The 14,821-nt window shown below is 60.2% G+C and carries 9 protein-coding genes and 3 pseudogenes; 11 read left to right on the top strand and 1 reads right to left on the bottom strand.

Annotation, left to right across the window (positions count from 1 at the left end):
- Positions 1 to 62: 62 nt before the first annotated feature.
- Positions 63 to 194, bottom strand: a pseudogene (locus tag IVB40_RS08705) (DUF736 family protein); the annotation flags it as partial.
- Between the two features lie 1,220 nt (positions 195 to 1,414).
- Here IVB40_RS08705 and IVB40_RS08700 point away from each other — a divergent pair.
- The 11 genes and pseudogenes from IVB40_RS08700 (at position 1,415) to IVB40_RS08655 (ending at position 13,993) form a co-directional block, all read left to right on the top strand.
- Positions 1,415 to 2,566 carry a hypothetical protein gene (locus IVB40_RS08700; protein WP_247818607.1) on the top strand — a complete coding sequence of 384 codons (1,152 nt, stop codon included), beginning with the start codon at positions 1,415 to 1,417 and terminating at the stop codon, positions 2,564 to 2,566.
- A gap of 281 nt (positions 2,567 to 2,847) precedes the next feature.
- Complete coding sequence (locus tag IVB40_RS08695) at positions 2,848 to 4,206, top strand: integrase family protein (protein ID WP_247436090.1); 1,359 nt, start codon at positions 2,848 to 2,850, stop codon at positions 4,204 to 4,206.
- Between the two features lie 69 nt (positions 4,207 to 4,275).
- Positions 4,276 to 4,482, top strand: a pseudogene (locus IVB40_RS08690) (IS5/IS1182 family transposase); the annotation flags it as partial.
- A gap of 3 nt (positions 4,483 to 4,485) precedes the next feature.
- Positions 4,486 to 4,761 (top strand): annotated as a pseudogene (locus IVB40_RS08685) (transposase); the annotation flags it as partial.
- A 1,154-nt stretch (positions 4,762 to 5,915) separates the two neighbouring features.
- Positions 5,916 to 7,988 carry an autotransporter domain-containing protein gene (locus IVB40_RS08680; RefSeq protein ID WP_247436086.1) on the top strand — a complete coding sequence of 691 codons (2,073 nt, stop codon included), beginning with the start codon at positions 5,916 to 5,918 and terminating at the stop codon, positions 7,986 to 7,988.
- A gap of 224 nt (positions 7,989 to 8,212) precedes the next feature.
- A complete protein-coding gene (locus IVB40_RS08675) occupies positions 8,213 to 9,307 on the top strand; it encodes a hypothetical protein (RefSeq protein ID WP_247436083.1) in 1,095 nt (364 codons plus the stop codon).
- Between the two features lie 1,210 nt (positions 9,308 to 10,517).
- Positions 10,518 to 10,652, top strand: coding sequence for a hypothetical protein (locus IVB40_RS35750; protein WP_256464258.1), 135 nt, complete (start codon positions 10,518 to 10,520; stop codon positions 10,650 to 10,652).
- Between the two features lie 357 nt (positions 10,653 to 11,009).
- The gene (locus IVB40_RS08670) at positions 11,010 to 11,402 is read left to right on the top strand and encodes a response regulator (RefSeq protein WP_247288369.1); all 393 of its coding nucleotides are present in this window, start codon (positions 11,010 to 11,012) and stop codon (positions 11,400 to 11,402) included.
- Between the two features lie 100 nt (positions 11,403 to 11,502).
- Positions 11,503 to 12,291 carry an alpha/beta hydrolase gene (locus tag IVB40_RS08665; protein ID WP_247436079.1) on the top strand — a complete coding sequence of 263 codons (789 nt, stop codon included), beginning with the start codon at positions 11,503 to 11,505 and terminating at the stop codon, positions 12,289 to 12,291.
- On the top strand, positions 12,292 to 13,452 hold the full coding sequence (locus IVB40_RS08660; RefSeq protein ID WP_247818606.1) for a PAS domain-containing sensor histidine kinase: 1,161 nt from the start codon (positions 12,292 to 12,294) through the stop codon (positions 13,450 to 13,452).
- Between the two features lie 256 nt (positions 13,453 to 13,708).
- Entirely contained in the window at positions 13,709 to 13,993 is a 285-nt protein-coding gene (locus tag IVB40_RS08655; protein ID WP_247288366.1) for a hypothetical protein, read from the top strand.
- Positions 13,994 to 14,821 lie beyond the last annotated feature (828 nt).

Here is a 14,821-nt window from a genome sequence, read left to right as displayed (position 1 = left end):
AGGCGAGGCCCTGATTTCAGACCCAAGTTCCGGCCAGTCGCTCTAGGGCGGGACTCTACCACCACCTGGTAGTCGGGAGCCTTGTCGGTGTCCTTTTCGGAGGCCGTGAACTTGGCCTTGATGTTCAGCGTCAGCGTCTTGATCGAGCCGGTGTAGCCGTTGTCCGAAGCGGTGAAAGTGCCGATGGTCGCCATGGTGATCTCCGTCTGTCTCTTGTTCGAGCCGCGCCCATCGCAGCCTCGATGGCGATCCTTGGCCCGGGGAGCGATCGGCCCGCAGCCGACCGGCCCACAGCGCAGCGGAGGACGGCGAAAGCGTGCTTTTTTGTCTCGCGCGAGGAATGCCGCCGCTTGGCGGTAGGGGAAAAAAGCAGGCGTGAGCTGTTGCGGGAAGGCGATCGAGGCTCTTGCCGTCCCTCGGGCCTGATCAGCCATTTCGAGAGTGCGTTGGACGCGAGCCCATGACCGGACTGACGGAGATGACCATGGCTGCCATCGCTCACCAGAGCATGGGCAAACGGGGGATCGATCAGAAAAAATAAACGTCTGCGCGTCAATCGCGAGGACGATGCACGGGGCAAATCAAGGTGAACCGGGGGCATTTTCGCCTGACGAAGCGACGGTGCGGGCCAGAAATATTCGCCGGATAGCGCGCTCGACACGCGAGGTCCGGACACGATCAATGCCCGCAGCGGCATCGCCTCGCCGGTGCAAAAACGAAAGCGCGGTACAGCCTCATAGGTCGCTGCAGTTGGCGGAGATCGGCGAAGCGTGGCCCGCATTTTGGAGACGGGCTAGCGCGAGCGGTCGCCGCTTTGCTGCGATAACGCGAAGATGATCGATTAGACCTAGCAGCCATCAGCCTTATCGAGATGACGCAAGCAGGCCAACCCAAGCCCAGGATGCGGCAACTTTGCCCGGCTTGGAGTTGAATGATCTGCCGAACGATGTTTGCTCTGCTTCATGGCGATCGACGGATCCGCAGCCGAACCGGCCGATGACAATAAAGCGCACGCGTCTAGAATGCGACAGCATGCGCGCGCCCCTCGCTATCCGGAAAACGGTGCTTGGCCAGCCGAGATGCGGATTGACTTGCTCGCCGCGTATCTCGATTTCCGGAACGTAGAGGAGCTCGTACGCGCCATTTCCAAGGGTTGCGCACCCGCACCAACGAGCTGTCGAACCCGGGGCAGATCACGAGAGCCAATTTGGTCAAAGGTGATTGTAGACGAGTATGTTGCACGAGCCTGCGCTATCCGGCAGAATCGCCTCTTAACGGATCTGGCAGCACTGGTATGAAGCCCCCGAAGACTGCTTTGAAATTGCCTCGGTATTGCAGAAGGAAGCCCTTAAAGAATGGCCGATGGGCCTACTTTTTCGAGCCTCCGACCTGGGCGCGCGAACAGGGATGCCATGTGAAGGCGGAGCCCCTTGGCGAAGATTACACATCGGCCGTCGAGCGCGCCGAATACGTTCTATTGCCAGCTTTCGACAGCTGGCGTTCTCGTGGCCTTACAGACATGGTCCCCATCGGCGTCTCGCCTGGATCATTTGACTGGCTCGCCGGCGTCTTCAAAGCGCATCAGAAGTGGAAGGAGATCGACCACAAGACGCAGCGTCTCTATGAGCAAGGTCTGGCATTATTCGCTGACCACTTGCTAAAGGACGGCACGCGCGCAGGGTCGAAGCAGATTGCCGACTTTACGAAGGGCTTTGTCGACGCCGTTTATGCGAAGCTGCTCATTGTCGAAGAAGAGGACGCAGAAGGAAACATCGTACAGCGCCAGCGTCGCCGCTTTGCTAACGCTGCGATGACGGCGTGCCGACGTGCCTGGTTCGTCGGACAACGTGTAGAAGAAAAGAGAGTGCCGACCGTCAACCCATTCTCAAAAATGGGACTGAAGGCGCGTGCGCCGGGTCAGCCGATACGAGAGACGCCGACCGCGACCTGGGACGAACTCGTGGCTTTTCGCGCTACGGCCAACGAACTCGGCTATCGATCCGTCGCCACGGCAGCGCTTGTCGCGTGGGAGTGGCTCCAGCGAGAAGAACATGTATTTGGTGCGTTTGAGATCAGCCACTATCGACCGAAAGAGCGCCCCAACAGCGTGCGCATCGTGCACCCAAAGAATGGCGAGGAAGCTTGGTGGCCCCTCTTTGACGAGACCGGCGAGACCTTGTTTCCCGAACTGATGGCAGAACTGGACGACATCAAGCAAGGCATCGTCTCCGGGCTGGCTTTTCGGCGTGATCATAAGCACCGGAGATCACCTATTCCGCTGCCATGGATTACGGAGCGACAGGATCTTCGATATCTGCGGGAGGTCGTGAAAAAGATCATTCGCGCGGCCAATCTACGGGAAGAGCTGTCATTCACTTCGTTCCGCCACGGCGGCTTTACCGAGGGGGCTGACAGCGATCTGACGGACGCTGAGCTGAGAGCGGCCGGGCGCCACCGGTCATCGCGGCAATTGCCGACCTATGCAAAGCGCACACGGAAACAGCTAATTTCAGGCACCAAGAAGCGGCGAGAGGAAAGAACAAAAGCAGCCGGTTTGTCGGAATAGCCATCGGCCGTCTGTCGGAATGACGTCCGCGAGAAACCCCTAAGCTATTGAAAAGTTTGGTGGGCGCACCAGGGCTCGAACCTGGGACCCGCTGATTAAGAGTTCAAAACCGGCGCCTCTCTGCGATTTCTGAATCTGCGCCAAACTACGACGGCGTCCAAGAAGGTCTTTTATTTATAGGGACTTGTCGCATAGCTTCGCAGTCCAGCAAACCCTCACCTTCAAACACCTCAGTTCGCCAAAACCGTTTGAAAACCGTTTTAGCAGTTCACGCCGCCCGCATGACCGACATTCGCATTACTCTCAGCGACAAGGCCATCGCCCAGCTACCCACGCCCGAAGATGGCTGGTATCTGGCTCGCGATACCGAGTTGAAAGGCTTCTTCGTGGTTGTGGGGAAGCGGAAGAGGACGTTCACTGTTCAAGGTGATCTTCGACAACGGGGAAAGCGAGCCTCATCCATCAGAGTGTCGATTGGAGATGCGAGCGAGTTGACGACCCGAGCAGCCCGCGCGATTGCCAAGGAATATCTTGCTCAGATCAGCAAAGGACAGCACCCGAAAACGAGACTAGACGGAAAGGCCGGACAGGCTGAGACCGATGGGAATAGTGCCGTAGCGGCCGCTACCCTAAAGCAGGCTTGGCAACGCTATCTGGAAGCCCATCTGATCCGAAAAGGCCGTAGCGAGAAAACGATAAGTGGCTATCGGGATCACGTCGAACGTCTCTTTTCGGAATGGCTTGACACCCCTCTGCTCGATCTCGCGAACGATCCCGGCCGGGTCGCCGAAAAGCATGATCAGCTTACCAAGGAGAACGGTCCGTATATGGCGAATGGCAGCATGCGGACGCTGCGGGCCATCTACAATCATGCTCGGAAGACCAATCGATCGCTGCCACGTGACAATCCCGCAAATGCAGTCGATTGGAATCAGGAGGAGCGCAGGAACACTGGTATGGGCACCGGTGATTTGAAAGAATGGTTCTTCGAGCTGGCTAGTCTGGACAATCCGATCCGGCGCGAATTCCATCTTTTCACATTACTCTGTGGCTCCAGGCCCACCGCATTGCAGCAGGCCAAGCCCGAGCACATCAATTTTCGAAGCCGAACGCTCCACATCCCAATGCCGAAGGGAGGCAATAAGCGAGCGTTCGACATCCCGCTATCTCGGGAAATGATCCTGAGCCTCACCAGGGTGCTTCGTTTCGGCAGGCAAATGCATCCGTCTCAGGCGCAAAAATGGCTATTCCCAGCTGAGAGCGCTTCAGGGCACTTAGCGGAAACAAAGGAAGATCGAGATATTCTATCAAAATGGGGCAATGACCTTCGTCAAACATTTCGGACGATTGCCACCGCTGCCGGCGTTTCCGAGTTCGATGCCAAGCTCCTCATGAACCATTCTATCCCTGGTGTGAACGCTGGCTATGTCACCCGACACAAGCTGGTTGAAGACCACCTGCGCAGCCAACAACAAGCTATCAGCACCGTCGTATTTTCCGCACTGGGTAAGTCGCTTACGGAAGAGCAAGTCCTGATCAATTGGCTTGGCCACAGAGCCAGCCGAAGAGCCGTGACCCAATTCCGATTAGAACCAAACACTCTGGGCGAGGAGCAAGAAAGGGTTCGGAAGGCCGCATGACTTCAGCCGTCGGCGTGTCCGGTGACCGGATTGCACCCTTTCCAAGCACGTACTAAGGACCTACGCCTACGGCGCTCTGTACGTAATGAACTCAAGACCTTGCTCGCCAGGCTTGCGCCCGATCACAAAACGATTGCCGATTTCCGCAAGGACAATGGTCCCGGCATCAAAAAGGTCTGCGCGCGCTTCGTCGAGGTGTGCCGCAAGATGGGCTTGCTCGCGACAGCCAGCGTTGCGGTCGACGGCAGCAAATTCAAAGCAGTCAATAATCGCGATAAGAGCCCACAACGCCGGATCAAGCGATGGGTGCACGAGGACGTTCTCGAACGCGCTCAGGCGCGGCTCGACAAGAATCCAAACGCCATGCGCACACGCCGCGAGACCGTCGAGCATCCGTTCGGCACACTGAAGATGCGCATGGGCGCGACGCGGTTCTTGTGCGTGACGCTGCCGAAAGTTGCGACCGAGATGGCGCTGTGCGTGCTCGGCTACAATCTGACACGCGTGCTGAACATCGTCGGGATGAAACCGCTGCTGGCGGCGGTGAGGGCGTGATACGGGCGTTGCCGCGCGCCGTTGCGGTTCATGGGGCGCGTATAAGAGCCCCCGACATTGCCTCAGGATGAGTTCTGGTCGAGCGGCCGTAAAACTTGCCAAAATTGATCGGACCGCGATAGCCTGAGTTCGACCGCGCCGGTCCGCGTCATGCAACAGCGTTTTTACACGACCAAGACCCATTGCAGCCGTTTGCTGGCAGAATGTCGGCGGACACTCTCGTTAGCGCGCCACGACTGTTGCAAACCCATCACACAGCCAGTGAATCCCGCGTGCATGGCGTTGAATGATAGCCTGCTGGTTGTCGGCCATCTACATTCTCGGCCTCTCAGCCCCCAGGCAGAGGTTGGAAACGTATGTTGGAACGCATCGCTCTTCGGCGGGCTCGATTGCAAACGGGCTGCATGCAAGTAAGCACGGCGCACCTTCGGCTGGGTTGGGCGATCCTGGTGGGGCTGGGTTTTCTGATAACCCCAGCGTTCGCTGATGGCGGTGGAGGCGGGGCGCCCGCGGTAAATGGGTTCGGCGGAGCGGGCGGTAACGCCTCTACACCAAACGGCGGCAACGGAAGCGATGATGCCCCTCCGGCTTCCTATGGTGGTGGTGGTGGCGGCGGCGGCGGTGTAAGCCTCGTGACTGGCACAGGGGGCATAGGCGGCACTGGCGGAGCGATCGTCCCGCTGGGCAGCGATTCGGCTGGGGGCGACGGCGGCAACGGGGGCAATTTCGGGTTGGTGGCACCGTCGGCGGCCATAATAGCTGCGACATCAGGAACGGTTGGAGGTAGTGGAGCATCCCCTTTGCCCGCCGGTACCTTGGGTGGTGGCGGCGGTGGGGGCGGTGAAGGCGGTGGCGGCGTGCTTTTCACGGGAGTCGGCCCAAGCTCAAATAATTCAACCATAGCGGGGGGCACCGGAGGGACAGGCGGTGCCGGAGGGCAAAGCCAATTTGACGCTGGTAGCGGCGGTGGTGGAGGCGATGGTGGCTTCGGCGCAGTGCTGCGGAGCCCGGGTGCGAGCCTTGCCAACAACGGGTCTATCCTCGGCGGCATTGGCGGAAGCGGCGGCGCAGGAGGTGATTCTGACGTAACAATAGGCGGCAATGGAGGTAAGGGAGGCAATGGCGGCATTGCGGCGTCGGTCGCTGGCGGGACCTTGATCAACAGCGGCAGCATCATCGGCGGCGCGGGTGGAAGTGGTGGGCTCGCAGGAACTTTCTTTGGCATTGCCGGCGCAACTGGCCTAGGAGGCGCTGGCGTCTCCGGCTCGAACTTGGCAATCATCAACAGCGGCACGATCACCGGTGGTTTTTCCGGAGATGGTTCGACGCGCGCCAACGCGATCACTTTCAGCGGGGGCAGCAACGTCCTGGAATTGTGGGCAGGATCGACGATTATCGGCAACGTCGTTGGCGCCGGATCGGATACGTTTCGCCTTGGTGGAGCAAACAACGCGGGCTTTGACGTCTCCACGCTAGGCGCGACGGCGCAGTATCAAGGTTTCTCGACCTTGGTGAAGACTGGCAGTAGCGTCTGGACGCTGACCGGAACGACGACGGCGGCGGCCCCTTGGACCGTCAACGCTGGCACGTTGAACGTGGACGGCTCAATCGCGACCTCAAGTTTGATTGTCGTGAATGCTGGCGGTAGGCTGACCGGCTCTGGCACGCTCGGCAACACCCAGGTGAATTCGGGAGGCCTCTTCCTCGCTGGAACGGTGGCCGTGCCGGGTACATCGACCACGGTTGCTGGCAATCTCGTCCTGCAGTCAGCATCGACCTATATGGTGCAGATCAACCCGACGACGTCGTCATTCACGGCCGTCACGGGCACGGCAACCCTCGGCGGGGCTACGGTGGTAGCGAGCTTTGCCGCCGGAAGCTATGTCGCCAAGCAGTACACCATCCTCACCGCGGGCAGCATCACGGGCACGTTCGACCCCGCGGTGTTGAATGTTCCGTCGGGCTTCAAAGCCTCCTTAAGCAATGACGCTACGCACGCTTATCTGAACCTAGCGTTGTCGTTCGTGCCGCCGTCCGGCAACCTCAGCGGCAATCAGCAGAACGTCGGGACTGCGCTCACCAACTTTTTCATTAGCAATGGCACAATCCCGATCGTGTTCGGCAGCCTGACGCCCACCGGCCTCACGCAGCTTTCGGGTGAAGTCGGCAGCGCGCCCCAACAAACCACCTTTAATGCCATGAACCAGTTCATGGGCATCATGACCGATCCGTTCATTGCCGGCCGCGGCGAGGTCGGAAGCACGGACAGTGGCACCATCGGCTACGTCGACGAAGAGCTAGGCTACGCGGTCAAGCGCAAGCCGACTGACGCGCTGGCGGCGATTTACACCAAGGCGGCGCTGGCTGTTCCGTTCGTGCCTCGCTGGAGCGTATGGGCGGCGGCTTATGGTGGGTCCCAGACCACGGACGGCAATGCCACCACCGGCTCCAACACCGCGACGTCGAGCATCTACGGCACCGCGCTCGGCGCTGATTATCGCTTCTCGCCGTCCACGATCGCCGGCTTTTCGCTGGCAGGCGGCGGCACCAATTTCAGCGTCGCCAACAGCGGCTACGGCCGTTCGGACCTGTTCCAGGCCGGTGTGTTCGTTCGGCATACCATCGGCGCGGCCTATCTCTCGGGCGCGCTGGCCTATGGCTGGCAGGACGTCACCACCAACCGCATCGTGACCATCGCCGGGACCGATCAGTTGCTGGCGCGGTTCAAAGCGAATGCTTATTCGGGACGGCTCGAGGGTGGCTACCGCTTCGTGGCGCCGTGGATGGACGGGCTCGGCATCACACCCTATTCGGCCGGCCAGTTCACGACCTTCGATCTGCCGGGCTACGCGGAAAGCGTCGTTTCAGGCGGAGGCGCGTTCGCCCTGACCTACGGCTCGAAGAGCGTGACGGATGCCCGCAGCGAGCTCGGCATCCGCACCGACAAGTCATTTGCGATGGAGAACGCCGTGCTCACGCTACGCGGGCGCGCCGCCTGGTCACACGACTACAATCCAGATCGAGCGATCGGTGCCACTTTCACGGCGCTTCCCGGCGCGTCCTTCGTCGTCAATGGAGCGGCGCAGGCGAGCGACTCGGCGCTAGTGACCGCCGCCGCGGAAGTGAAGTGGATGAACGGCTGGTCCGCCGCCGGCACCTTCGAAGGCGAGTTCTCAAACGTCACTCGCAGTTACGCCGGCAAGGGTTTGCTGCGGTACGCTTGGTAGGCATCTGATGTCCGCATGTGGCCCGAACGCGAAGTCTAGGCAGCGTCCCAGGTGGTCGGGTCATAGTGGATGACCGGAAGAAACCCGCCGGCAGTCCTAAGGGCGTTCATGACCCTGAGCGGACCAATTTGCCCGCTTAAGCCGGGTCCATAATCGTCCCATTTGCACTGGCGACAGCTCTACGGTTCAGCTACTTTCTTCAGTGGACTCGGGGCGGAATCGAAATGAAGCGCGCAAGAATTTGGGGTGCCTTCACTGCGGCAGCGGCCTTAACGTGGATCTTGGTACAACCTGCCACGGCTCAGTCCGGCGGCATCAGCATCTATCAGGAAATCAATGACAACGTGGTGCAGAACATTCTGCAGAACGTTCGCGACCACCTGCGCCGCCAAGGTGCTGTTCCGCCGTCCTCTGGAAGACTAAGGTTCGGTGCAGACGGATCGAAGTTCGACAGCCGCGATCCATTTGCAGTCCGTGGTGTCGACGATCCCTTCCAGGCTCTTGCTTATGCGAAGGCCACGAGAGCGGCCCCTGCCGTAGCTACAGGCTGGCTCTACAGCGGCAATTTGATTGGGGGGATAGACCGCTCCATGACCGCGGGAATCGTGACCGATACCTCTTCAGTCACCGGAGCATTCGACGTAACGAAGATTGGAATCTTTACGGGAGACGACGCCCTGACGTTCATCGGAACAGGAGGCAGCTCCTGGTCGCACCAAGGCGGTCTGTTGACCGTCGACACCTCCGCACCTTCGACCTCGATCACGGTCTCCTATCTAAGGGGAGGGCTTTCCGCCGATCTGACCAGCTTCCTCGGCTGGACAAGAAGCACCCTGTCGGCTCCTGGATTCGTCCCTGCCGTCATCGAGGGCAACACGCTGGGCTTCACCGGAAATGTGCAGTACCGGTTTGATTTTCCTTTTTCGGTGTTCATCGAGCCCGGTATCGGAATGACGTACTCCGAAGGCTACTCAGAGAACTTCGGGATTAAGATTTCCGACACGACGGAGGTGCACGCCGGGGCGCGGTTCGGGACTCAAATGAAATGGATGGATTACATAGTTCAGCCATCCCTTTCCGTGTTCGCGTATCAGATCACCGACTCCAGCGCGTTGGGAGCTGTCGGGCCCATCATCCCATCGAGCGCGATCGGCTACCGCGGGTCTGGCAAGATTGCCATTGTCTGGAGCCCGAGCTTCTCGTCTTACCTTGAGGTGCATGCTATCGGGCAGACCGGCGGCCCCAGCGCCCCGATCGCAGGGTACAACCCGACCCAGACTTCGGGAGTTCAAGCTGGTCTCCGTTACACGTGGAATTGAGGAACCATCGCGTCCGGAGCGAGGCCCCAGCCCTTGATTAGTAGCAAGTGACGTGCTCCACTTTAGGTCGAGTATTTTGAGGATAGGCATCATGCAGATCAGATCGATTACCCTTGCTGCAGCGGCGTTTACATTCGGAATCACCCTGATTTCCACCTTGGCCAATGCCCAGAATGTACAGAGGCCCAGCATCTCGACCGGTGTGACGTCCCGCACATTACCCGCTCCAGTTACGCCAAAGGCTCCAATTCAGCCGCAGCCTCAAGGGGTCCAGACTGGAAGCTACGGCAGTCCAGCCTTAAACCGCTTCAACAATCGTCCGCCGCCATCGGACTTTGCTTTGCACGGCCCCTATGTAGGTTTGAAGTGGGTCGGGGATGTCCGGTAGGGCCCTTGTGCTCTCGCCGTGCCCCATTGCTGCTTTCGAAGCTGACGGCGGATGCGGGCGCGTGAAGCGCAGGTTTTTCCACAAGGGGACACAGCTCTGACGTCGGGCGCGATGCTAGGCATGGCATCGCGAGCCTCTGGTTAGCCAAGCCTTTGATCCCTGCACGTCCTGCGTATCCTCGCTCGCGGCCCTCCCGGCCGCCTTTTCGGCACTCTCGCCCGCGCCCATGCGACTCGCTTCGGCACCACGCGGGCGCACAGCCACTGCCAGAGCGCCGGCGGGATGTTGAGAACTTCATCCTCCTCAATCCAGAACACCCTCCGCGCATCGCGCCTTGATGTCCGGAATTGGCCGCCCGTAGCTGACCTGCCGCGCGTAGCCGGCGGAGGACCGCTTGTGACCCTGGCTGTGTGAAAACGCCGTGCCTGCTATGTTTTCCGCACTGAATCGGCGGGGGCTGGCAATGGGTTTGCGATAGCCATCCCGAACGCCCCAGCGTCAATTCGTTAGTGCCTGCGGAGTGGCCGAATTCGGCCAGCCCCGGCCTGCTCCCGACCTCAGTGGCCTAGTTTGAATTCAGTTAGTGGCCAATTTTGCTGTTCGGGCGCATACAATCTGCATGTCCGAACAGTCTCGCCAGCCCCGCCCCCAGCCTACGCATTGCCCGGCTTGCGCTACCCCCTTCGGCTGCGATATTCGATGCTGGACGTGGGGACTGGTCGCACCGTCAACCTTTGACAGTGCGACAAGTGCGGCCGAGCGCATTTGGGAAGATTAAGGCTGCCTCACGGCGGCCGGCGGCCAGTGTTTTAGGATGCCACCATGGCTGACAAAGAACCACCTCGGGAGACCCCGCCCTCCGGCACTAAGCGCGAGGATGATTTGCGCCAGATGGTCCAAGAGGACATCGAGGAACAGCGCGAACTGCAACGTAAGCTTCGCCGCAAGATGAATTAAGGCCGCCTCAGTTGGCGGTCCTCCAGTGTCAGTGTTGCCCCATAGCTGACCTGCCGCGAGCAAGCGGTCCGGGACCGCTTGTGACCCCACTTTCGCACTGAGCGATAATTCCGGGACCGGACGGGGCCTGACTGGAAGCGCCTTCGAAGTTTGTCCCCTATTAAGGTGCATCTCTGGCCCAACGATGGGCAATTGACTGCTGCTGGCACATCGGCGAAGTCTGCGCCAACATTTCTCCTGGTTCCTTGCGAGGGCGACGCAGCAAGAAAAAATGAACGCTTCGTCCTGTTCTACGTTGGGCCGGGTGACGTGCGTCATCAGGACCGCGGGAGTCATTTTGATAGGAGATGCGAGAGGATGCACCTGAGCAACTCCCAAAACGCCGCAGAAAGATCAACCATTCTTCTGGTTGAGGATGAAGATCTCCTCCGCGAGATGCTGGAGGAGACCTTGGTCGAGGCAGGCTACGGCGTGCTCAGCGCCGCCTCAGGCGAAGCGGCGGCCGGCCTGCTCAGCGAGAGCTCTTTGCCGCGAGCACTTGTCACCGACATCAATCTGGGTCCCGCCAGAATGGATGGTTGGGCGCTCGCCCGTCTCGTACGGGAGCGCGATCCAAGCTGCGGGATCCTCTACGTCTCCGGGGATAGCGCCCATCGCTGGGCCTCAAACGGCGTGCCGCGTAGCGTCATCCTGCCCAAGCCCTTCGCGCCGGCGCAGTTGGTCGAGGCTTTGTCGGGTCTCCTGATCTGAACGTCATAGCTGCCCGGCGCTCGCAAAGGGATGCATAGGGGTCCAGTTCACCCTACGCTCGTCCAGACCACAAGAACTGTCACACGCTCGGGGGTAACAAATGACGATCGAGGTCCGCAACAACGTGCAAGTCCGTGGCCGCGGCGAGCGTCCGATGATGTTCGCTCATGGGTTCGGGTGCGATCAGAACATGTGGCGGTTCGTGGCGCCGGCCTTCGAGGCCGATTTCAGCACGGTGCTGTTCGACCACGTCGGAGCGGGCCGCTCGGACCTCACCGCTTACGATCGCCAGAAGTATTCCAAATTGTCCGGCTATGCCGACGATGTCGTCGAGATTGGCCAAGCGCTTGGGCTGAAGGGCGCGGTCTTCGTGGGGCATTCCGTCAGCGCGATGATCGGAGTTCTCGCTGCGATCAAGGATCCGACATTGTTCGAAAGCCTGGTGCTGGTGGGCCCTTCGGCGCGCTACATCGACGATGGGGACTACGTCGGCGGCTTCAGCTCCCAGCAGATCGAGGAGCTTCTTTCTTTCCTTGAAGAGAACCACATGGGGTGGTCGGCGCAGATGGCGCCCGCCATCATGGGCAACCCGGACCGTCCCGAACTTGGCGAGGAACTGACCAACAGCTTCTGCCGGACCGATCCCGCCATCGCCAAGGAGTTTGCCCGAGTCACGTTCCTGTCCGACAATCGCGCGGACCTGGACAAGGTCAACGCTCGCACGCTGATCCTCCAGTGCAGCGAAGACATCATCGCCGGGCAGCAGGTGGGTGCGTACGTCCACCGCAACATTTCGAACAGCAAAATGGTCGTGCTGAAGGCGACCGGCCATTGTCCCAACCTCAGCGCGCCCGACGAAGTCGTCGCCGCAATTCGAGATTTCGTCTGAGTGAACAACAATCATCCCGCCGACAGCGACTTCGAAGATCTCTACGAAAACGCGCCGTGCGGGTACCTCTCCGTTCGCCCGGACGGCCGCATCGATCGTGCTAATCGGACCCTGGCGGATTGGATGGGCTACCTGCCCGATGACCTGTCCGGGATGCGGCTCAGCGACCTGCTCAACATGGCCGGTCGCATATTCCTGGAGACCCATGTGGCGCCGCTGCTCCGGATGCAGGGTTTCTTCGACGAGTTCGCTCTCGATCTCCTGACTAAAAACGGAACGCGGCTGCCGGCGATCGCGAATGCCCGCGAGCGACGATCCGATGCCGACGCGCTCCTATTCACGCGCCTGACGATCATGCGCGCCACGGATCGGCGGCGCTATGAGCGCGGGCTCATCGACGCCCGCAAGGAGAGCGACGAGCTCAGGACCGCTCTGGAGGAGCGTCTGCGACAGGAGCGCGAGAACGCGGAGCTGCGCGAGCAGTTCATCGCCGTCCTCGGTCACGACCTGCGCAATCCCCTCGCATCGATCGCGGCCGGTGCACGGCTGATGCTCAAGGCCAAGACGCCGGAAGACGCGCTGCGGCTCGAGGCCATGATGCAGAGCAGCGTGGGCCGAATGGCCAAGATGATCGAGAGCGTCATGGACCTGGCGCGCGGCCGCCTTGGAGGGGGTATCTCGCTCTCTAAGGCCATTACCGCCGTCGAACCCGTGCTGGACCAGGTTGTGGCCGAGTTGGTCGCGGCCCATCCGGAGCGCCGCATCGAGACCAATTTCGAAGTCGAGAGGCCGGTTTTCTGCGATCCGGCCCGCATCGCCCAGTTGTTCTCCAACCTGCTCGGCAACGCAATCAGCCACGGCGCGCCGGACCGGCCCGTGCGGGTCGAAGCTACCGCCAAAGCAGAGATGTTCGAGCTCTCGGTCGCCAATGGAGGCGCGGCTATTCCGGAGGAGGCTCGCAGGCGCCTGTTTCAGCCGTTCTACCGGGGAGAGGCGCACGGGCCCTCGCAGGGACTTGGGCTTGGCCTTTATATCGCGGCCGAAATCGCCAAAGCCCACGGTGGCTCGATCGAGTTGGATTCGTCTGAGGCAGAAACCAAGTTCATTTTGCGAATGCCCCTTGAAGGCGATGGCTCGCTCCGGCCGCATTCCGCGCCGTAAGCGAGCGCTCTTCGGCGGGCATCGTTCACAAAATGTGATCGAGGCAGGGCGGCGTATCCTAAGGCAGCAATCGGCGTGCATCGAGCATTAGGAACACGCGCGGGCATCTCGGCATCTTTCACTGGAATTGCGTTGATGCGGCCTTTCAAGCAAATGAGTGATTGTCGTGGCTGGTTCTCATTACCTCAGGATCTTTCGGCGGCGGGCGTGTGGGGCTTTCTACAGAAGCTATCAGGAGGAGAGGCGGAGAAAGGGCTTGTGCCTGCTCCGCGGCTGGCTGACTGCGCAGCAGCGTGCCCAGTTCGACGCCAAGGGCTATTTCGACGTCGTCGGGTGCGAAACCGGCATGCGCTATCGCATCTATCAGAGAACATCAGCCAACATCCGCGAGGTCGATGCATCCGGCCGATTGGGAACGGGATGGTGCTTTGTCCCGGTTGGCGAGCTCGTCGAAGGAGACGTGATGCTGGTGCAAAAGATAGCCTTGGAGACGAGCGAACTTGAGACCCTGGCCATCGCCAAGAACTTCTACGGATGGTGAGGCAGGCGATCTGAGACAGTCCGTTCGCCTGCTTACCGCGAAATCGTGGCGCACCATGTTCCGTGTTCACTTGTACACAAAGTGTCTAATCCTTAAATCACGGTTGCTGTACCAAGGATCGCGCTACCCGCCAACAGCAGGAGTTGCGCCGTGGCCTATAACAAACCTTTCGATATCGCCGTCATTGGAGCTGACGCAACAAAGCTGTCGGGTCGCTCTGGATCTAGAAAATGCGGATGAGGCGTGCGCGCATGCGAAGCGGCTGGCTGAGATGACTGGGCGAACTGTCACCGTTCGCGATGCAGATGTTGAGGTCCTCGGCATTTTTCCGGGAGCCAAGAAGAGCTAGGAACGGCGAACGGCACTCGGCGTTTGAGGCTCATGCCAAGGTTCTTTTTCGACTTCAATGACGACGAAGGCGCGCGCTCCTCACGTTATCAAGGCCTTGAACGAAGTCGACAGCTGTGAACAGCAGCTTCCACGACGCGCTGCGGAACAGTCCCACCTCAGCAGTCTGGGCTACCAGTACCGTCGAAGCTCCGTTCGGCCTTTGAAGCTAACGCCGTTGGAGCAGTCGATGCGTGCATTAGTATCATAAAGGTCAGGTTACCCAATCGATGCTGCGGACAGGGGTCGATCCAGTCATCAACAAGGTCCACGGCATCGAAAGTGCTCGGGAAATGCGGCATGATGCACCGCATCTTACTCATTCCCCGGACCGCATTTTGGGACGAGCCACATGAACTTGCGCTTAGGACTCCGCGTTCAGGGAAGAACCGGGTGGGCATCACAGCACGTAGAGGGCGCGCTTGGCGAGACGACTTCCGC

This window comes from Bradyrhizobium sp. 40 (assembly GCF_023100925.1).
Classification (GTDB): Bacteria; Pseudomonadota; Alphaproteobacteria; order Rhizobiales; family Xanthobacteraceae; genus Bradyrhizobium.
This window is presented reverse-complemented; position numbering and strand designations above follow the sequence as displayed.

Coding starts and splice junctions, on each gene's coding strand:
- IVB40_RS08695 (WP_247436090.1), top strand. CDS start 2,848: ATGACCGACATTCGCATTACTCTCAGCGACAAGGCCATCGCCCAGCTA.
- IVB40_RS08665 (WP_247436079.1), top strand. CDS start 11,503: ATGACGATCGAGGTCCGCAACAACGTGCAAGTCCGTGGCCGCGGCGAG.
- IVB40_RS35750 (WP_256464258.1), top strand. CDS start 10,518: ATGGCTGACAAAGAACCACCTCGGGAGACCCCGCCCTCCGGCACTAAG.
- IVB40_RS08670 (WP_247288369.1), top strand. CDS start 11,010: ATGCACCTGAGCAACTCCCAAAACGCCGCAGAAAGATCAACCATTCTT.
- IVB40_RS08675 (WP_247436083.1), top strand. CDS start 8,213: ATGAAGCGCGCAAGAATTTGGGGTGCCTTCACTGCGGCAGCGGCCTTA.